At 67.8% G+C, this 19,503-nt stretch carries 19 protein-coding genes; 10 read left to right on the top strand and 9 right to left on the bottom strand.

Annotation, left to right across the window (positions count from 1 at the left end; genetic code table 11):
• From GY40_RS13200 to GY40_RS13190, 3 genes are read left to right on the top strand one after another with little or no spacing between them, the layout of a single operon-like run.
• Entirely contained in the window at positions 1-1,647 is a 1,647-nt protein-coding gene (locus tag GY40_RS13200) for a hydantoinase B/oxoprolinase family protein (RefSeq protein ID WP_038362957.1), read from the top strand.
• Between the two features lie 27 nt (positions 1,648-1,674).
• Complete coding sequence (locus GY40_RS13195; protein WP_038362956.1) at positions 1,675-2,595, top strand: ABC transporter permease; 921 nt, start codon at positions 1,675-1,677, stop codon at positions 2,593-2,595.
• Positions 2,592-3,449: an ABC transporter permease gene (locus GY40_RS13190; RefSeq protein WP_051987962.1), complete on the top strand. Its 858-nt coding sequence runs from the start codon at positions 2,592-2,594 to the stop codon at positions 3,447-3,449. The genes GY40_RS13195 and GY40_RS13190 overlap by 4 nt, the downstream gene beginning before the upstream one ends.
• 41 nt (positions 3,450-3,490) lie before the next feature.
• On the opposite strand, the gene GY40_RS13185 is transcribed toward GY40_RS13190, so the two are convergent.
• Complete coding sequence (locus tag GY40_RS13185) at positions 3,491-4,411, bottom strand: LysR substrate-binding domain-containing protein (RefSeq protein ID WP_038362954.1); 921 nt, start codon at positions 4,409-4,411, stop codon at positions 3,491-3,493.
• 214 nt (positions 4,412-4,625) lie between these two features.
• Between GY40_RS13185 and GY40_RS13180 the strand changes: the two genes are divergently transcribed.
• The 4 genes from GY40_RS13180 (at position 4,626) to GY40_RS13165 (ending at position 9,272) form a co-directional block, all read left to right on the top strand.
• Positions 4,626-6,695, top strand: coding sequence for a hydantoinase/oxoprolinase family protein (locus GY40_RS13180; RefSeq protein ID WP_248311162.1), 2,070 nt, complete (start codon positions 4,626-4,628; stop codon positions 6,693-6,695).
• Between the two features lie 10 nt (positions 6,696-6,705).
• Positions 6,706-8,469: a hydantoinase B/oxoprolinase family protein gene (locus tag GY40_RS13175; protein WP_051987960.1), complete on the top strand. Its 1,764-nt coding sequence runs from the start codon at positions 6,706-6,708 to the stop codon at positions 8,467-8,469.
• Between the two features lie 108 nt (positions 8,470-8,577).
• Positions 8,578-8,787, top strand: coding sequence for a hypothetical protein (locus GY40_RS13170; RefSeq protein WP_038362950.1), 210 nt, complete (start codon positions 8,578-8,580; stop codon positions 8,785-8,787).
• A 161-nt stretch (positions 8,788-8,948) separates the two neighbouring features.
• Positions 8,949-9,272 (top strand): hypothetical protein, encoded by a 324-nt coding sequence (locus GY40_RS13165; protein WP_133565408.1) that lies wholly within the window; start codon positions 8,949-8,951, stop codon positions 9,270-9,272.
• 132 nt (positions 9,273-9,404) lie between these two features.
• On the opposite strand, the gene GY40_RS13160 is transcribed toward GY40_RS13165, so the two are convergent.
• The 7 genes from GY40_RS13160 to GY40_RS13130 all read right to left on the bottom strand — a co-directional run bounded on the left by GY40_RS13160 (position 9,405) and on the right by GY40_RS13130 (position 15,270).
• Positions 9,405-9,737, bottom strand: a complete 333-nt coding sequence (locus GY40_RS13160; RefSeq protein ID WP_156115943.1) for a hypothetical protein — start codon at positions 9,735-9,737, stop codon at positions 9,405-9,407.
• Between the two features lie 181 nt (positions 9,738-9,918).
• Positions 9,919-10,689, bottom strand: coding sequence for a 2-dehydro-3-deoxy-D-gluconate 5-dehydrogenase KduD (kduD, locus tag GY40_RS13155; RefSeq protein WP_038362943.1), 771 nt, complete (start codon positions 10,687-10,689; stop codon positions 9,919-9,921).
• Complete coding sequence (kduI, locus tag GY40_RS13150) at positions 10,689-11,525, bottom strand: 5-dehydro-4-deoxy-D-glucuronate isomerase (protein ID WP_038362941.1); 837 nt, start codon at positions 11,523-11,525, stop codon at positions 10,689-10,691. The genes kduD and kduI overlap by 1 nt, the downstream gene beginning before the upstream one ends.
• 10 nt (positions 11,526-11,535) lie before the next feature.
• Complete coding sequence (locus tag GY40_RS13145; RefSeq protein ID WP_038362938.1) at positions 11,536-12,816, bottom strand: TRAP transporter large permease; 1,281 nt, start codon at positions 12,814-12,816, stop codon at positions 11,536-11,538.
• 3 nt (positions 12,817-12,819) lie between these two features.
• Positions 12,820-13,353, bottom strand: a complete 534-nt coding sequence (locus tag GY40_RS13140) for a TRAP transporter small permease (RefSeq protein WP_051987958.1) — start codon at positions 13,351-13,353, stop codon at positions 12,820-12,822.
• 71 nt (positions 13,354-13,424) lie between these two features.
• Positions 13,425-14,411 (bottom strand): TRAP transporter substrate-binding protein, encoded by a 987-nt coding sequence (locus tag GY40_RS13135; protein ID WP_051987956.1) that lies wholly within the window; start codon positions 14,409-14,411, stop codon positions 13,425-13,427.
• 64 nt (positions 14,412-14,475) lie between these two features.
• On the bottom strand, positions 14,476-15,270 hold the full coding sequence (locus tag GY40_RS13130; protein WP_051987953.1) for a 2-keto-4-pentenoate hydratase: 795 nt from the start codon (positions 15,268-15,270) through the stop codon (positions 14,476-14,478).
• Positions 15,271-15,351: 81 nt separating this feature from the next.
• Here GY40_RS13130 and GY40_RS13125 point away from each other — a divergent pair, with 81 nt between their 5' ends.
• Together GY40_RS13125 and GY40_RS13120 are read left to right on the top strand one after the other, a co-directional pair.
• Positions 15,352-16,026 carry a GntR family transcriptional regulator gene (locus tag GY40_RS13125; protein WP_156115942.1) on the top strand — a complete coding sequence of 225 codons (675 nt, stop codon included), beginning with the start codon at positions 15,352-15,354 and terminating at the stop codon, positions 16,024-16,026.
• Positions 16,027-16,150: 124 nt separating this feature from the next.
• Positions 16,151-17,290: a lyase family protein gene (locus tag GY40_RS13120; RefSeq protein ID WP_038362934.1), complete on the top strand. Its 1,140-nt coding sequence runs from the start codon at positions 16,151-16,153 to the stop codon at positions 17,288-17,290.
• 8 nt (positions 17,291-17,298) lie between these two features.
• On the opposite strand, the gene GY40_RS26575 is transcribed toward GY40_RS13120, so the two are convergent.
• Positions 17,299-18,171 carry a helix-turn-helix domain-containing protein gene (locus tag GY40_RS26575; protein WP_051987951.1) on the bottom strand — a complete coding sequence of 291 codons (873 nt, stop codon included), beginning with the start codon at positions 18,169-18,171 and terminating at the stop codon, positions 17,299-17,301.
• Between the two features lie 127 nt (positions 18,172-18,298).
• Here GY40_RS26575 and pobA point away from each other — a divergent pair, with 127 nt between their 5' ends.
• Complete coding sequence (gene pobA / locus GY40_RS13110) at positions 18,299-19,471, top strand: 4-hydroxybenzoate 3-monooxygenase (RefSeq protein ID WP_038362932.1); 1,173 nt, start codon at positions 18,299-18,301, stop codon at positions 19,469-19,471.
• Positions 19,472-19,503: the final 32 nt, after the last annotated feature.

Below are 19,503 nucleotides of genomic sequence, written 5' to 3'. Positions count from 1 at the left end.
ATGCTGGACAAAGCCAAGACGCAGCTCGACCCGATCACCGTCGAGGTCATCGGCAGCGCGCTCACCACCATCGTCGAGGAGATGGGCAAGGCGATCATCCGCGCGGCCTATTCGACCAACATCAAGGAGCGGCAGGACTGCTCGACCGCGCTGTTCGACGCCGCCGGGCGCACCATCGCCCAGGCCGAGCATATCCCGGTGCATCTCGGCTCGCTGCTCGGCATCGCCGAGCACGTCTTCAAGAACCACGATCTCTCGACCGTGCGTCCGGGAGACGTCTTCGTCGGCAACGACGCCTATACCGGCGGCGGCACGCATCTCAACGACATCGTCTTCCTCGAGCCGATCTTCCATGGCGACAAGCTCGTCGCCTGGGTGACGAACCTCGCCCACCATTCCGACTTCGTCGATCGCGGCCACGCCCATATCTTCCAGGAGGGCCTGCGCATCCCGCCGGTCAGGCTCTATCGCGAGGGCGTGCTGCAGGAAGACCTGATGCAGCTCATCCTGCTGAACTGCCAGGTTCCGCGCGAGCGCATCAACGACTTCCGCGCCCAGATGGCGGCCAATCGCCTCGGCGTGCAGCGCTACCAGGCGCTCTGCGACAAATACGGCGCCGAGACGGTGCGCGCCGCCGGCGCGCAGGTGCTGGACTATACCGAGCGGCGCACCCGCGCCGGCATCGCCCAGATTCCGGACGGCACCTACAGCTTCCGCCACGACTTCGACAGCAACCTGATCGATGGCGTGATGGACCTGAAGGTGGTGATCGAGGTCAAGGGCGACGAGATCTTCATCGACTTCCCCGATGCGCCCGAACAGGTCCGCGCCCCCATCAACATGGTCTATACGGCGCTGCTGGCGACGGTGTATTTCGCCGTGAAGGCGATCGTCGATCCCGATCTGCCGGCCAATTCGGGCTTCCACCGGCCGATCCATGTCTCTGCGCCGCTGGGCTCCGTGCTGAATTCGACGCCGCCGGCGGCCGTCTACAGCCGCACCGATATCGGCCAGCGCCTCGTCGACATGATCTTCGCCGCGCTCGCCGATGTCGTGCCAGAGCGCATCGCCGCCGCCTCGACCGGCGGCACGCTCCTGACCACCAGCGGAATCCATCCGCGCACCGGCCGCTTCTACGTCTATAACGAGATGCATGGCGGCGGCATGGGCGCGCGCGCCGACAAGGACGGGCTCGACGGCGTGCAGGTGAACACGACCAACACCGCCAATCTGCCGATCGAGGCGCTCGAGATCGAGCACCCCGTCATGGTGAAGTGCTACGAGCTGGTGCAGGATTCCGGCGGCGCGGGCCAGTATCGCGGCGGCATGACGCTCAGGCGGCGCGTCGAGATGCTCGACCACACCGCCCGCATCTCGGCCGGCGGCACCAACAGCATCGTGCCGCCCTTCGGCCTCAAGGGTGGCCAGGACGGCCTGACCGCGCGCGTCGAGCTCTCGCCCGGCGCCAAGCCGCTCGACCGCCGCGCCGGCATCCTGCAGCCGGGCGAATGGGTCGGCATGGTCGCGGCCGGCGGCGGCGGCTTCGGCGATCCGAAAAAGCGCGACCGCGCGCTGGTCGAGCGCGATCTGCGCGAGGAGCGGATCTCGCGCGAGGCGGCCGTGGAAATCTACGGGCTGAAGCTCTGAGGATCGTCTGACGATGGAGGCCGCCGGATGCCGCGCCACCTGACCTCCCGCCTCGGCGAAGGCCTGATCGCGATCTGGGGCGTGGTCACGATCGTCTTCGTCGTCTCGCGGCTGCTCGGCGACCCCGCCGTGCTGCTGCTGCCGATCGGCGCGACGGAAGCGCAAATGCACGAGCTGCGCACGCAGCTCGGGCTCGACCAGCCGCTGCTGCAGCAATATCTGACCTTCCTCCTCCATGCGCTGAAGGGCGATTTCGGCCAGTCCTTCCAGTTCGCGCGCCCGGCGCTCGACGTCGTGCTCGAAAGGCTGCCGGCCACGGCCCTGCTCGCCGGCTGCGCGCTGGCGATCGGCGTGCTGATCGGCGGCATGGCCGGCGCGCTCGCCGCGATCTATCGGGGATCCGCGATCGAGGGGCTGGTCCTGCTCGTGGCGCTGCTCGGCCAGGCGACGCCCTCCTTCTGGCTCGGCATCATGCTGATCCTGCTCTTCGCGGTGCAGCTCGGCTGGTTCCCGACAGGCGGCTACGGCGAATGGCAGAACCTTGTCCTGCCCTCGGTGACATTGGCCTGCTTCACCACGGCCAGCATCGCGCGCCTGCTGCGCTCCTCCATGCTCGACGTGATGCGCGACGACTATGTCCGCACGGCCTATGCGAAGGGCCTTAGCCCCCGCCGCGTCTATATCTGGCATGTCGGCCGCAACTCGCTGATCCCGGTCATCACCATGACCGGGATCCTCGCAGGCGAGCTTCTCGGCGGCGCCGCCGTGACCGAGACCGTCTTCGCCTGGCCGGGCGTCGGGCGATTGATCGTGCAGGCGATCGAGACCAAGGATTTCCCGGTCGTGCAGGCCGGCGTCGCCGTGGTCGCGACCATCTTCGTCCTGGTCAATCTCCTGGTCGACCTGCTCTACACCCTGATCGACCCGCGCATCCGGCAGGAATCATGAGGCTGCTCTCGTTCCTGCATCGCCAGCGCGCGAACTGGCTGGGCCTGCTCGGCGCCGCCTTGCTGGTGCTCCTGCTTGTGCTGGCGCTCGCCGGGCCCTGGCTCGGCCTGCCCGACCCGACGCGCGGCGATCTGAAGGCCCGGATGATGGCGCCGACGCTCTCCTGGGCCGGGCTGGGCGCCCACCCCTTCGGCACCGACCAGCTCGGCCGCGACATCCTGAGCCGCATCATCGCCGGCAGCCGCGTCACCCTGACCATCGCGGGCTCGGCCGTGATCCTCGGCGGCATCGTCGGCGTGTTTCTGGGCCTCGTCGCCGGCTATTTCGGCGGCTGGTACGACCGCATCCTGATGCGGCTGGTCGACATCCAGCTCGCCTTCCCGCTGATGTTGCTGGCGCTTCTGGTCGTCGCCGCGCTCGGCCCCAGCCTGCACAACCTGATCGCCGTGCTCGCCCTGACCAGCTGGGTCCGCTATGCCCGCATCGTCAGGGCGCAAGTCCTGACCGTCCGGGAACGCGAATTCGTCCAGGCGGCGCTCGCCATGGGCGCAGGCCATGCCCGCCTGCTGCTGCGCCACATCCTGCCCAACGTCCTGACGCCGGTCTTCGTCGTCGCGACGCTGGAACTCGCGCGCACCATCGTGCTCGAAGCCGGCCTGAGCTTCCTCGGCCTCGGCATCCAGCCGCCCTCGCCGAGCTGGGGCCGGATGCTCGCCGACGGGCGCACCTATATCGCCAGCGCCTGGTGGATCATCACCCTGCCTGGCCTCGCCCTGATGCTCACCGTGCTCAGCGTCAATCTCTTGGGCGACTGGCTGCGCGACTGGCTCGATCCGCGCGCCGACCGGCACTGACCGCATGCGGCGCGCGCCGCCGCGGCAACCGAAGGCCGGCGTCAGGCCCAGCTCTTCGCCAGATCGTCGATGAAGCTCGTCGCCGTCGCCTTGGCTTCGTTGGCGAAGTCCGCGATCAGCGGGACGTTGCGGGCGTCGCGCGCGAAGCAGACCAGGAAATCCAGCGGGATGGTCGGCTCGAACGGACGCACCACGACCTGCTTCTCCACGCCCGCGATGAAGAGCGGATGCACCAGCGAGACCCCGAGCCCCGCCGCGACGAAATGGCAGAGCGTCGAATTGGAGTCGGCGGTCAGGACGACATGGGTCCGGACATTGTAGCTCTCGAACATGCTCGCGACCTTCTGCCCGGTATAGGTCTCGGTGTTGAAGGCGACGAAGGGAACGTCGTGCAGGTTCTCCGGCCGGATGACCTTCAGCGCCGCGAGCGGATGGTCCATCGGCATGATGCAGAGCAGCGGATGCTCGAAGAGCGGTTCGGTGACGATGTAGGGGTTCGCGGCACGGGCCGTGACGATCCCGATGTCCAGGACGCGCGTCAGCACGTATTCGGGAATCCATTGCGAGCTCGGCGACTTGACCATGCAATAGACATTGGGATTGCGCTTGAGGAAGCTCATCGTCGTGCGCTGCATATAGGCGCCGCTCAAAGCGGGGATGGCCCCGATCACCAGCCGCCCCTGATCCTCGCGCTTGATCAGACCGATCGCGCTTTCGACCTGGCGCATCCCGACGAAGATTCGCGCGACCTCCTCATGCAGGCGCAAGCCCTGCGCCGTCGGAAACAGCCGCCCCTTGTAGCGGTCAAAGAGCTTGAGGCCGTTGTCTTTTTCGAGCTGCATCAGGAGCTTGCTCGCAGCCGGCTGCGAGATATAGAGCGCCTCGGCGGCCCGGCTGACCGTGCCGTGCTCGATCAGCGCCTTGAAGATCTCGATCTGACGAAGATTGATCGCGCGCGGCATACTATAACCTTGGGAATAGAGTGCTGCCGAATTTCTATTGGACATAATACCATACCCGTCCCTAGCGTCGTCAACATGGCGGAACAGATGGCTGGGACGTTGCAGGGCCAATTCCGGAAAGACCGGCCCCTTGGCGGCCGCCTCTCGCTCGCCGCCGCAATCGCCGATCTCGGCGCGAAAGCGCTCCGGCCCGCGACACCGTCGGGCCGACCGGATGACCATGAGGGGTAATGGCGGCATGTATCGCATCGGCGTGGATGTGGGCGGAACCTTCACCGACTTCGTGATGGTCGATACCGAAGGCGGCCCGACCGCCTTCCACAAGGTGCCTTCGACGCCGGACGATCCTTCGCGCGCCATCGCCTCGGGCATCGTCGAGATGTTGGAGCTCAACGCGGTCTCGCCGGAGGATGTCGGCTATGTCGGCCATGGCACGACCGTCGCCACGAACATGGTGATCGAGCGCCGCGGCGTGCCGACCGGGCTCCTGACCACCCGGGGTTTCCGCGACGTCCTGGCCATCGGGCGCCAGACCCGGCCCTCGCTCTTCGACTGGTCGGTGCGCAAGCCCGAGGAGCTGGTCGAGCGGCATCGCCGGGTCGAGGTCGAGGAGCGCCTCGACAAGACGGGAACGCCACTGACCGCGCCCGATCTCGAGGCGGTGGAGACACTCGTCGTCCAGCTGCGGGACAGCGGCGTGAAGGCCATCGCCGTCGGCTTTCTGCATTCCTACCGCAACCCCGCGCATGAGCGCGCGGTCCGCGACCTGATCGCACGCGTCGCACCCGATCTCTATGTCAGCATCTCCTCCGAGGTCGTCGCCGAATTTCGCGAATATGAGCGCTTCTCGACCACGGTCCTGAACGCCTATGTCGGCCCGCGCACCCAGAAATACCTGCATCGCCTGCGCGAGAAGATCGCGGCCTGCGGCATCCGCGTCGAGCCGCTGACCTTCCATTCCAATGGCGGGCTCCTGCCGGTGCAGACCGTCGAGGAATTGCCGGTGCTCACCTGCCTGTCGGGGCCGGCGGCAGGCGTGATCGGCTCGGCCCGGATCGGCGCCGAGATCGGCGAGAGCGAGATCATCACCTTCGATGTCGGCGGCACCAGCACCGACGTCTCGCTGATCACCGGCGGCCGGGCGCAGTTCACCTCGAGCCGGCTGGTCGCCGGCCACCCGGTGCGGATGCCGATGGTCGACATCCATGTCATCGGCGCCGGCGGCGGCAGCATCGCGCGGCTGGACGATGCCGGGGCGCTGAAGGTCGGGCCGATGAGCGCGGGCGCCATGCCGGGGCCGATCTCCTATCTGCGCGGCGGTACCGAGGTCACGCTGACCGACGCCAATATCGTGCTCGGCCGGCTGAACCCGGTGGCCCTGCTGGAAGGGCGGATGAAGGTCGATCGCGGTCTCGCCTATGCGGCGATCCGCAGCCAGATCGCCGACCCGCTCGGCCTCTCGGTCGAGGAAGCCGCCTACGGCATCGTCAGCATCGCCACCGCCAATATGAGCCGGGCGATCCGCTCCGTCTCGATCGAGCACGGGCATGATCTCGGCGCCTTCACGCTCTTCGCCTTCGGCGGCGCCGGCCCCTTGCATGCCGCCGACGTCGCGGAGGAATGCGGCCTCGACAAGATCGTCGTTCCGCAGGAGCCCGGCACGCTTTGCGCGCGCGGCGTCCTGCTCTCCGATCTCAGCCGCGACTATGTGCGCACGGCGCTGATCCGCGTGAGTTCGGAAAGCTGGGCCGACCTCGTCGCGCTCGGCGCCGAACTGTCCGAGGCCGGCCGCGCCTGGCTGGCGACGGAGGCGATCCCGCATTCCGGCCAGGAGCTGCTCTTCACGCTCGATGCGCGCTATCGCGGCCAGAGCCACTACATCCCCGTGCCGCTCGACGATCTGCGGGGCGACCTGCTCGACGATTTCGTCGGCCGGTTCCACCGCGCCCATGCCGACCAGTTCGGCTACAGCCTGGACGGGCGCGACATCGAGGTGGTCAATGTCCGGCTCAAGGCGGTCTGCCATGTCAGAAAGGGCGAAAGCACGGCGCCCGCGACCGGCACCTCGCTCGACGCCGCGCGGATCGAGACGCGCCAGGTCTATTTCGGTCCCGATCACGGCTGGGTCGAGACGCCGATCTACCGGCGCGCGCTCCTGCCCGCCGGCACGCCGTTCGCGGGACCGGCGATCGTCGAGGAGATGAGCGGCACGACGGTCATCCTCCCCAGCCAGAGAGCCGAGGTCGACGGCCTCGGCAATATCCATATCGCGCTCGAGCGTTGAGGATCCGACCATGCCGATGCCCGTCAAAGCCGCCCCGTCGATCGCGGGTTTCGATGCGATCGCGATGGAGGTCTTCGCCAATCGCCTGCTCTCGATCACCGAGACCATGGCGATCAACATGATGCGCTCGTCCTTCTCGGCGCAGATCAAGGAACGCCGCGACTTCTCCGTCGGGCTGTTCGACGGGCAGGGCCGGCTGGTCGCACAGGGGACGCATATCCCGGTCCATCTCGGCTCGCTGATGGGCGTCGTCGAAGCCTTGCTGGCACGCTATCCGCGCGCCGAAATCCGCCCGGGCGACGCCTTCATCTCGAACGACCCCTACGCGGCCGGCGGCACGCATCTCCCCGACATCGCCATCGCGACGCCGGTGTTCCACGGCGAGGAGCTGATCGCCTTCGTGGTCAATATCGGCCACCATACCGATGTCGGCGGCGCCGTGCCCGGCTCGGTCTCGCCGACGGCGCGCTCGATCTTCGAGGAGGGCCTGCGCATCCCGGCGATGCGGGTCAGCCGCCAGGGCGAGGTCGACGAGGACCTCCTCAATCTGATCGCGCTGAATTCGCGCCTGCCGGAGGAGCGCCTGCTCGATCTGCGCGTCCAGGTCGCCACCAATGAGCGCGGCTGCGACGCCGCGCTGGAACTGGTGCGCCGCATGGGCGTCGACGGTTTCAAGGCGCGCATCCGCGACCTGCTCGCCTATACCAAGCGGCGGCTGGACCTGCGCATCGCCGGCCTCGCGGAAGGCCCGCCCAGCCGCTTCACCGCCTGGCTCGACGATGACGGCCTGCCCGATGGCGAGATGGTGCCGCTTTGCGCCGCCGTCAGCGTCGAGAGCGGCAAGCTGGTGATCGACTTCGCCGGCAGCGGGCCGGAGGCGCGCGGAGCGATCAACATCGCCCCGAACGCCCTGCGGGCCACGGCCTATTACTGCGTCAAGGCGCTGCTCGATCCCGAGCTGATGGCGAATTCCGGCATGATGGATTCGATCGTCCTGCGCGCGCCGGAAGGCAGCATCGTCAATCCGCGCTCGCCTGCCCCGGTGGGCTCGCGCACCATCGCCTGCCAGCGCCTGGCCGGCGCGATCTTCGGTGCCTTCCAGCCGCTGGTGGATCCCGCCACGCGCATCGCCTCGGCCTATGACGTGCTGCCCTCCTTCAGCGTCTCCGGCCACCGCCCCGAGAACGGCAGCTTCTACATCTGCGGCGAGACGGTCGGCGGCGGCGGCGGCGCGCGCTGCGACGGCGACGGCATGGACGGAATCCATGTCCATGTGACCAATTCGCTCAATCTCCCCACCGAGGCTCTGGAGAACGAATTCCCGCTCCATGTCGAGGAATACGCCTTCGTCCAGGACTCGGCCGGCTGCGGCCGGTGGCGTGGCGGCATGGGCATCGCCCGCACCGTGCGCGCTCTGCACGACAGGACGAATCTCGAAGCCCGCTCCGACCGGCACAAGGCCGGAGCGCCCGGCGCGGAAGGCGGCCTGACCGGTGGAAAGGGCCGCGTCACCCGCAACCCCGGAACCGGGCGCGAGCAGGCGCTGCCCTCGAAGATCGCCCAGCTTCTCGTCGATGCCGGCGAGACCATTCGCATCGCGACGCCCGGCGGCGGCGGCTTCGGCAATCCGGCGCAGCGGCCGGTCGCCCTGATCGCGACCGATCTGCTCAACGAGATCATGACCGAGGACCACGCCCGCGCCGGATATGGCGACGCGCTGGTCGATGCCGCGCTGGCGCTGCTCAGGGACGGGCGGAGGCGCTCGGCGGCCTAGATCGCGACAAGGATCGAAGCCAGCGCACCCCTGCGACAATCGACGGGGGGTTGAATCGATCCGCCGCAGGCGGCCTAATCGCCGGCCCTAACGGCAAGGAGGAATCCAATGCGACTGGCGCTCGCCATCATCACCTTGGCTCTGACCGGCTGCAACAGCACGCCCCAGTCCGATCACCCCGCCCGCGACCTCACCGTGGGAACCGCCCAGTGCTCGAAGTTCAAATGGGGCACCTCCGAGATGGCGCAGTGCCTCGACAACGCCGCCAGAAGCCAGTCCGCCACCAGCCGCACCGGCCGGACCGACAACAGCGGCTGAAGGCGTTTGCCGCGCTCCGGGAAGCCCTGCCTTCGCCCATATACGCGGCGCCGAGCGCCCTGGCGTCGCATCATGGCAGATGAACGAAGGCGAACGATTTCGTTCAGCCTGCGTTCCAATACCAAGGGCTTTAATGCCCGACAGCAGAAAGGGAGATTCCCATGCGTCGGTATTCAGTTTTGGCAGCGGCCATCCTTGGCGCCGCTTCGGTCATGGCGGTCGCGCCGATGGCCCGGGCAGGCGAAGCGCTGCCGCAGGTCCTGGCCCAGCAGCTCGACCAGCAACCGCTTCACTTCGCGATGACCGAGGCGAAGCGCGAGCGGTTGATGATCATGCAGGAGACCATGGCGCGCCAGCGCTATTATGGCCGTGGCGACGGCTATGGCTATGGCCGCGGCTATGGCTATGGTCGACGCTATGGCGGCCCGCCGCCTTGGGCGCCCGCCTATGGCTATCGCCGTCATTATTACGACGATCGCTGGTGAGATGCCCGCAGAGGCCCTTCGTCACGGCCTCTGTCGCACCGGGCCGGAAAGCGGTGTCCGCTCTCCGGCAGAATCCGATGCGATGACAAGGAGATCGATCGCCACGTCACGCCCGTCAGGACGCGCGGCGATCTAGTCGGGCAGGCGATGGCCTGCCAGGAAGGCGGCGACGCTCAGCTTGTGACCGGGCTGGGCGGCGCAGTGCCGCTCGACGGCGTCGATGATGACCTCGTCCGAGAGATGAGGCAGCCGCCTGGGCGATTGCTGGCGCAAGGCATCGACCAGCCAGCGGCCGATGGCGGCATGCATCTCCGCATCCGTCGCCTCCCGCTTCATCCAGAGCTCGCAGGTGATGTAGTCCTGCAGGAACTCGCCCTTGCCCGGCTCGGCCGGCCATGCGGGCGATGGCGCGCTCGCTGCCAGGATCGCGGCCAGCACCAGCCCGCGCATCGTCGTCCCTCTCATCGCCATCTCCGGAGCCCCGCCAACCGATCCCGAAGCATCGTCGCGGCGAAGCGGACACCGTTCGCGTCAAGACAATGCGATGGAACAAGGAGGCGGAGCATGTCGCCATGCCCGTCATCGATCAAGACGGGCGCGGGTTCCGCGGAACGCGTTGAGCGATCCGCGGCATCCGCGCATCGCGTCAGCGCGCCAGCCAGCCGCCATCGACGGGCAGGACGACGCCATGGACATAGGCCGCGGCGTCCGAGGCGAGGAACACCGCCGCTCCGCCGAGTTCCTGCGGCTGGCCCCAGTGTCCGGCCGGGATACGCGCGAGGATCGCCTCGTTGCGCGCCGGATCGGCCCGCAGCGCTTCCGTGTTGTTCGTCACGAAATAGCCCGGCGCGATCGCGTTGACGTTGATGCCCTTGCCCGCCCATTCGCAGGCGAGCAGCCGCGTCAGCCCGGCCAGCCCGCTCTTCGACGCCGTATAGGAGGGGATGCGGATGCCACCCTGGAAGGAGAGCAGCGAGGCGATGTTGATCACCTTGCCGCCCTTGCCGTCGGCGAGCATGCGCTTCGCCACGCCTTGAGTCAGGAAGAAGCTCGACTTCAGATTGACGTCCATCACCGCATCCCAATCGGCCTCGGTGAAGTCGAGGGCGTCGGCACGGCGGATGATGCCGGCATTGTTGACGAGGATGTCGAGGCGCGAGCCGTCGGCCTTCGCCGCCGCCTCGGCCTCTTCCACGATCCGCGCAATCGGCTCCAGCGTTGCGAGGTCGGCGGCGATCTCGTGGAAGGGCTGACCGGTCGCCCCGACCAGCACCTTCGTCTCCACCATGCTCGAGCGACCGACCGCGACGATACCGGCGCCGGCCTGCGCAAGCGCAACCGCGATCGCCTGACCGAGGCCCGTATTGGCCCCGGTGACGATCGCGGTCCGGCCGCCCAAATCAAACGGCGAGCGCATCAGCGCAGATCCCCGGTCGCGACCATGTCCATGTCGGTATAGTCGACATTGTCGCCGCCCATGCCCCAGATGAAGGAATAGGCCTTCGTCCCGACGCCGGAATGGATCGACCAGCCGGGCGACAGGATCGCCTGCTCGTTGGCGACGACGAGGTGGCGCGTTTCCTGCGGCTCGCCCATCAGATGGAAGACGCGGGCATCCGTGGGAACGTCGAAATAGAGATAGATCTCGCAGCGCCGGTCATGGACATGCGCCGGCATGGTGTTCCAGATGCTGCCCTCGTCGAGGGTGGTCACGCCCATGACGAGCTGGCAGGTCTCGCAGACGCCGGGGATGATGTACTGGCGGATGACGCGCTTGTTGGCCGTGGCCTGCTCGCCGAGCGCGATGGTCTTGGCATCGGCCTCCCGGATCACCTTGGTCGGGTGCACGGCATGGGCCGGGGTCGAGAGCAGGTAGAACTTGGCGGGGTTGCCGACATCGTCGCTGGCGAAGGCGACCTCGCCCGCTTCCTTGCCGACATAGAGCGCATCGCGTTTGGCGAGCGGGTAGTCCTTCCCGCCGACGGAGACCTTGCCGGGGCCGCCGACATTGACGATGCCGAGCTCGCGCCGTTTCAGGAAGGCATCGGTGCCGACCGCCTTGGGCGTCGGCAGCACGACGGGCTTGTTCGTCGGCATGGCGCCGCCCACGATGACGCGGTCGAGATGGCTGTAGGTCAGCTTGACCTCGCCGGGAACGAACAGCGTCTCGATCAGGAAGTGGCGCCGCAGCTCCGCCGTGTCGAAGCCCTTGACGGCCTCGGGGTGGGAAACCTGGCGGATGTCGATGGTCATGGTCGGTCCTTCAGTGGAACAGGCGCGGCAGCCAGAGCGACAGGCCGGGCACATAGGTGACGAGCAGGAGCACGGCGATGCTGGCGCCGTAGAACGGCCAGATCGTGCGCATGGACTCGCCGATGGAAATGCGGCCGATGGCGCAGGCGACGAACTGCACCGAGCCGACCGGCGGGGTATTGAGGCCGATGCCGGCGTTGAGGATCAGGATCACCCCGAAATGCACGGGATCGACGCCGAAGGCCTTCACCACCGGCAGGAAGATCGGCGTGCAGATGATGATCATCGGCGCCATGTCCATGAAGGTGCCGAGCACCAGCAGGATCAGGTTGACCATCAGCAGGATGGTGATCGGATTGTCCGAGACTGCCTTCATCGCCGCGATCGTCGCTTGCGGCACCTCGAGGAAGGCCATCAGCCAGCCGAAGGCACCCGCCGTGCCGATCACCAGCAGCACCATCGCCGTGGTCCGCACCGCGCCCAAGGTCGCCTCGACGAAGGCGGTCCAGGTGAGCTGGCGATAGACGAAGATGGTGACGAGGATGGCGTAGACGACGGCGACGCAGGAGGATTCCGTCGCCGTGAAGACGCCGGAGCGGACGCCGCCGAAGATGATGCCGATCAGCAGGATGCCGGGTAGCGCCAGCACGACATAGCGCCCGACGGTCGCAAAGCCCGGAAAGGGCTCGCGCGGATAGCCGCGCTTCACCGCGACCGCCCAGGCCGCGACCATCAGCGCGGCGCAGAGCAAGAGGCCCGGCACGACACCGGCCGTGAACAGGTCCGCGATCGAGAGATTGCCGCCCGCCGAGAGCGAATAGATGATCATGTTGTGCGAGGGCGGGATCAGCAGGGCAATGATCGCCGCGTTGGCCGTGACGTTGACGGCATAGTCGGCGTCGTAGCCGCGCTTCTTCATCTGCGGGATCATCAGCCCGCCGACGGCGGAGGCATCGGCCACGGCCGAGCCGGAGATGCCGCCGAACAGCGTGCAGGTCACCACGTTCACCTGGCCCAGACCGCCGCGCAGATGGCCGACGAGGCTCGCCGCCATCTGGATCAGCCGCTCGGCGATGCCGCCGCGGATCATCAGGTCGCCGGCATAGATGAAGAACGGGATCGCCATCATGGCGAAGGCGTTCATGCCGGAATTCATCTGCTGGAAGACGACGACCGGCGGCAGGCCCATATAGGCGACGGTCGCGACGGAGGCGATGCCGAGGCAGAAGGCCACGGGCACGCCGATCAGCAACAGGAGCGCGAAGACGCCGAAGAGAATCCAGAGTTCCATCGCTCAGGCCTCCTGGCTTTCGCCGAAATGGACGAAGCCGAGCGGGGCCTGTTCCTCGCCGGTGGTGAAGAGGAGGAGCTTCTCCAGCGCGAACAGGGCGATCAGCGCGCCGCCTGCCGCGATCGGCACATAGTCCCAGCCGCGGGATATGCCGATGATCGGCATACGATCGGCCCAGGTGCCGGCGGCGAGCTGCCAGCCATAGCCGAGCATGGCGAGCCCGAAGGCGCAGACCAGGCCCTCGCCCAGCACGATCAGCGCGGCCCGCAAGGGCGGCGGCGACATCACCAGCCCGACCTCGAAGCCGAGATGGTCGCTCTCGCGCACGCCGACCGCGGCGCCGAGCAGGATGAACCAGGACATCAGGAACAGCGATCCGGCCTCGACCCAGATCGGCGTGTCGTTGAGCACATAGCGGCCGAACACGCCCCAGGCGACCATCACGGTCATCAGGACGAGCCCGGCCCCGGCCGCGATCAGCGCGAACAGGCTGAGCTTGGCGTCGAGTCGTGTCAGGAAAGCGGTGAAAGCGCGCATGAAATCTGCCCGGGCTGCTGGCAAGGGGCCGAAGACGGAGCGGCCCGAAAGCCGCCCCGTCTGAACGAGGCTCAGTTCACCGCCTGGATCGCGGCCACCATCTCCTTCAGCTTCGGATCGGTGACGAACTTGTCGTAGACCGGCTTCATCGCGTCGATGAAGGGCTTCTTCTCGACCTGATTGATCTGGGCGCCGCCGGCCTTGACCTTGGCCTCAGACGCCTTCTCCCGCGCATCCCAGAGCTCGCGCATCTTGAGCACCGATTCCTTGGCGGCGGCCTTGATGATCGCCTGATCGGCCGCGTTGAACTTGTCGAAGCTCTTCTTCGACATCACCAGCGCTTCCGGCGAGAGCGAGTGCTCGGTCACGGAATAGAACTTCGAGACCTCGAAATGGCGGGTCGATTCATAGGACGGCCAGTTGTTCTCGGCGCCGTCGATGACGCCGGTCTGGAGCGCGGAATAGACTTCGCCGAAGGGCATCGGCGTCGCGTTGGCGCCGAGCGCCGAGACCAGCGCGACGAACATGTCGGATTGCTGGACGCGGATCTTCATGCCCTTCATGTCAGCCGGCGTGTTGATCGGGCGCTTGGAATTATAGAACGAGCGGGAGCCGGAATCGTAGAGCGCGAGCCCGATCAAGTCGTGCTTCTCGAACTCCTTCAGCAGGTTGTCGCCGATCGGTCCGTCCATCGCCTTCCGCATATGGTCGACCGAACGGAAGATGAAGGGCAGGGAGGGAATGTTGGTCGCCGGGATCAGGTTGTTGAACGGCGCCATGTTGATGCGGTTGATGTCGATGACGCCGAAGCGGGTCTGGTCGATCGTGTCCTTCTCCTGGCCGAGCTGGGCCGAGTGGAAGACGTTGATCTTGATGCGCCCCTGGGTGCGCTCCTCGAGCAGCTTGCCCATGTAGCGGACCGCCTCGACGGTCGGGTAGTCGGTCGGATGGATGTCGGCGGAACGAAGCGTCACGCCCTGGGCGAGCGCCGCCGTGGCGGTTGCGACCGAAACCGCCAGCGCGGCGGCGCCGGCAAGTAAGATGCGACGTGCAATCATGATGTTCTCTCCCTGGCAAGGCCCGTTTTCGGGCCGGTTCTTCTTTGGTTGAGGCGGACTGCCGCTAGCTGGCCGGTTGCCTTTCGATCAGCCTGACGGACAGGGGTGGAGCCCCGGCACAGATCGCTTCCGCGACCTGGCCGATGGCGATGGGATGGACGCCCGTCGTCGCCCCGGCGGAGACGACATCGCCCTTGGCGAGGCCGCGTCCACGGCTCGCCAGATGGTTGACGAGGAAGAGCAGGGCATCGAGCGGCCCACCATTCGGGCCGTGGCTGCGGCCGCGGCCGATGACCTCGCCATCGATCCGCATCTGCGTCTCGAAATCGGAAAGACCCTGCTCGATCCCCAGCGAGGCGCCGACGGCGATGCCGGTATTGTTGCCGAAATCGGAGATGATGGCCTGCGGCCCGATCTCGTTGATGCTCGGCAGCGGCGAGCCGGCGATCTCCATCGCGACATGCACCCCGCCGATGAAGGGCATCAGCTCTTCCGCTGTCCAGGTTTGCGGGCGCGGCGCGATATCCGCCCCGAGGACGATGCCGATCTCGGTCTCGACCGCGATGAAGCCGCCGCGGATCACGCCGACCTCGGCCGTCTCCCCCGGCGCGACGCGGCGGACGCCAGCGCCAAAAGCCGGCCCCGCCATCCGTGCGGCACCGAAGCGGGCGCGCAAATCGGGATGGATCGCCGCGACCTTCCAGCCGCGCACGGGCTCGGGCCACAGCGCGATCGCCACCTCCTGCACGGCATAGGCTTCCGCGAGATTGCCGGGCAATTCGCCGGGAAAAGCCGCGAGAGGCCGTGCCTCGCGGCGCGCTTCGTGGAATGATCGTGCGATCGTCGCGGTAAAATTCATACTTTGGGATACCGTTACCGACACTGGTATGGTAGATTATCCCATGCCGCTTCGATTGCAAGCGATTTGGAGGCTGCTTTCGTGAGTTTCGCCGAGGGTCAGACAGGGTCGAGCGCCAACCGGCTCGAGAAGGAGCTTCTGCGCGCCATCGTCGCGCTCGAGCTGAAGCCGGGCTCGCGCCTCTCGGAGCAGGAGATCGCCACCCGCTACGGCGTCTCCCGCCAGCCGGTCCGCGAGGCGCTGATCGCGCTCAGCCGGCAGAAATTCGTCGAGGTCCTGCCGCAGCGCGGCACGGTCGTCGTCAAGATCTCGGTCCAGAAGATGATGGAGGCCCGCTTCCTGCGCGAGGCGATCGAGACCGCCGTCGTCCGGCGCGCCTGCGACAGCTTCAACCCGACGAGCCGGCAGATCGTCGACAATTGCCTGGAGGCGCAGCAGCGGGCGGTCGCCAATGGCGAGCACACCGCCTTTCAGCGCTTCGACGAGCGTTTCCACGTGGCGCTCGCCGAAGGCGCGGGCTGCCCGATGGCCTGGACGCTGGTCTCCAACCTCAAGGCCCATATGGACCGCGCCTGCCATCTCAGCCTGCAGAGCCCCAACGCGATGCAGGAGCTGATCGCGCAGCATCAGGCCATCGTCGCCGCGATTGACAACCGCGACGCTGCGGCGGGCGAGGCCGCGATGCGGCATCATCTCAACGAATTGCTGCGGGCGCTGCCCGAGATCGAACAGCTCAATCCCGATCTCTTCGAATAGCTGTCTTCCAATGCGAGCAGGTGGATGCGGACGCCGGCAGATGCCGGCGCTTGAGCGAACGGCCGCTCCCTGCCAAGAAGGCCGCCGCGGGTCGCGATGGCCGCGCGAAAGGGAAAAGCCTCGCATGAGTCATTTGCTGCGCACCCGGCCCGCGACCACCGACGCGATGCTCGCCGTCTTCGAGGATGCCGCGACGCTGCGGCACGCGCTCGCCTTCGAGGCCGAGCTTGCCCGCGCCGAGGCGGCCGAGGGGCTGATCGGCAAGGCCGAGGCGGAAGCCATCGCGACGCTGTGCGGCGGCATTGCCATCGACCCCGCCGCACTCGCCAACGAGGCCGCCCTCGCCGGCACGCTCGCCATCCCGCTCGTGGCGCGCCTGCGCAAGGAATTGCCCGAAGCCGCGGCAAAAGCCCTCCACAAGGGCGCGACCAGCCAGGACGTCGCCGATATCGTCCTGGTTCGCCAGATCCGCGACGGCCATGCCCTGCTGCAAGCCGATCTCGCGCGAACAGCGAGCGCCCTCGCCGCCCTGGCGCGCCGCCACGCCGGAACCCCCGCCATCGGCCGCACCCTGTTGCAGGATGCCTTGCCGATCGGCTTCGGCCTGCGCATCGCGCAATGGCAGGCCGGCATCGTCGCGGCGGCGGCGCGGCTGCAAGACGAGGTCGAGCAAGGCGCCGTCCTTCAGTTCGGTGGCGCCGCCGGCACGCGCGCCGGTCTCGCCGGCAAGGGCGCGGCGGTCTCGGCACGTCTCGCCGCGGCGCTTGGCCTGCCCGATGCGCCCCCCTGGCAGGCGCGCCGCGGCGGCATCGCCGGGATCGCGGCGGCCCTGGCGATCGTGATCGGCGCGCTCGGCAAGATGGCGCGCGACGTCTCCCTGCTGGCGCAGAACGGCGTCGGCGAAGCGCGCGAGCCGGCCGTTCCCGGCCGCGGCGGCTCCTCCGCCATGGCTCACAAGCGCAACCCGACCGGCTGCCAGATCGTGCTCTCCGCTTGCCTGCGTGCGCCCGGCCTCGTCGCCGGCATCCTCGCGGGGCTGCCGGCCGAAGAGGAACGCGGGCTGGGCGGCTGGCAGGCCGAGGGGCCGGCCCTGGCCGAACTCTTCCTGCTGGCGGCCGGCGCCACGGAAGCCATGGCCACGGTCGCGGAAGGGCTGGAGATCGACGAGGCCGCCATCGCCCGCAATCTCGAGGCCGCCGCGCTCGGCGGCGATATCGGCGAGAGCGAGAACTTGGTCGCGGCGCTGCTGCACCACGGTGGGTAAGCCCAGGGCTAAGCGTTGGCCCGATAATCCGACGGCGAAATCCCCGCCCGCTTGGCGAAGAAGCGCGAGAAATAGGCCGGGTCGGAGAACCCCAGCCGGAACGAGATCTGGGCGACCGTCAGCGAGGTGTAGACAAGGTCGCGCCGCGCCTCGATCATCAATCGGTCCTGGATGACGCGGGCCGCCGAATGGCCGAGCACCTCGCGGCAGCTGCGCGACAGATGCGGCACGGAGACGCCGAGCGCGCGGGCGTGCTCGGTCAGCGGCTCATGGCTCTGGAAGCGGATTTCGACCCGCTCGATGAAACGCCGCACCAGCCCGGCGCGCAGATCCTTCGCCGGCTCTCCGCCGGCCCGCAGGCCGCGCGCCGCGCGCGAGAACCAGGAGGCGAGCAGATCGGCATAGGCCGCCAGCGCGAACTCCCGGTTCGGCCGGTTGGCGCCGAACTCGCTCATCGCCAGCCGCATCAGCGTCTCCAGCGACTGCGCCTCCACGCTCTCCGGCTCGGCCTGCAGCAACGCCGGCGTGGCGAGGAGGGAGCGCGCCTCGGGCTCGGCGTCGAAGAGCCGCTTCAGCGATGTCTCGGCGACACTGGCGACGAAACCCTCCGTGTCGACGACGAAATGGAACTCGTGGATCGTCGCCGGCGGGAGCAGCAGCGCCGAGCCCGGCTTGAGCTCGCGGTCGCGCCCGTCGATCCGGGTCCGCCCGCCCCCGCCGACGACGAGGAAGAACTGGAAGAGCTGGTGGTGGAAATGCGGCTGGATCGTCCAGCCATGCAGCGCGCTGCGGGCGACGATCGGCTCGATATGAAGCGCATCGGGAAAGCGATCCGTCAGGCGTTCGGCGTAGAGCCAGTAGGCGGGGACCGTGGCCGGCATGCGTCCTCGTGATCGATTTGTCCAAGACACTGCGCGAATCCTCCATTCCGTCAAGTGTCGTCATGGCGCATAGCTTGGGGCGCGGAATGTCGGCTCAAGACCGTCATCGCCTTGGGAGGACGCGGAAATGCGCACGCAGGTCGCCATCATCGGCGCCGGCCCGGCCGGGCTTCTCCTCGGCCAGCTCCTGTCGCGCGCCGGGATCGATAATGTCATCCTGGAACGCCGCAGCCTCGACTATGTGCTCTCCCGCATCCGCGCCGGCGTCCTCGAACAGGGCATGGTCGACATGCTGCGCGAGGCTGGCGTCTCCGGCCGCCTCGACCGCGAGGGGCAGGTGCATGACGGCGTCAATTTCGCCTTCGACGGCACGCTCCACCGCATCGACCTGAAGCATCTGAGCGGCGGCAAGACCGTGACGGTCTATGGCCAGACCGAGGTCACGCATGATCTCGCCGAGGCGCGCCAGGCCCTCGGCCGCACGACGATCTACGAGGCCGAGGATGTCGCGCTGCACGATATCGACACGGCCGCGCCCCGCGTGACTTTCCGGGTGAATGGCGAGGCGCGGGAGCTGCGCTGCGACTTCATCGCCGGCTGCGACGGCTATCACGGCGTCTCCCGTCGCTCGATTCCAGAGGGCGCACTGACCAGCTTCGAGCGCGTCTATCCCTTCGGCTGGCTCGGCCTGCTCGTCGACCGCCCGCCGGCGGCGCATGAATTGGTCTATGCCCGCCACGAGCGCGGCTTCGCGCTCTGCTCGATGCGCTCGGCGCAGCGCAGCCGCTATTATGTCCAGGTGCCGCTGGAGGAGCGTGTCGAGAACTGGTCGGACGAGGCCTTCTTCGACGAATTGCGCCGCAGGCTTCCCGCCGAGGTCGCGGGGGCCGTGCAGACCGGCCCCTCGTTGGAAAAGAGCATCGCGCCGCTGCGCAGCTTCGTCGCCGAGCCCATGCGCTTCGGCCGCCTGTTCCTCGCGGGCGATGCCGCCCATATCGTCCCGCCGACCGGCGCCAAGGGCCTCAACCTCGCGGCCAGCGACGTGCGCTATCTCTTCGATGCCCTGCGCGAGCATTACAATGACGGTTCGGACGCCGGGATCGAAGCCTATTCCGCCCGCGCTCTCGCCCGCATCTGGAAGGCCGAGCGCTTCTCCTGGTGGATGACGGGGCTGCTGCATCGCTTTCCGGAGCGCAGCGCCTTCGAGGAGCGCATGCAGCAGGCGGAGCTCGACTATCTCGTGAGTTCGCCCGCTGCCGCAACCGCGATGGCGGAGAATTATGTCGGCTTGCCTTACTAGGCCGAAGCGGGCATGGCCTAGCCCACAGGGCC

It is taken from the genome of Allobosea sp. UNC402CLCol (genome assembly GCF_000745475.1).
Classification (GTDB): Bacteria; Pseudomonadota; Alphaproteobacteria; order Rhizobiales; family Beijerinckiaceae; genus Allobosea; species Allobosea spartocytisi.
Note: the sequence above shows the minus strand (reverse complement) of the source record. Positions and strands in the feature narration are given on the sequence as shown.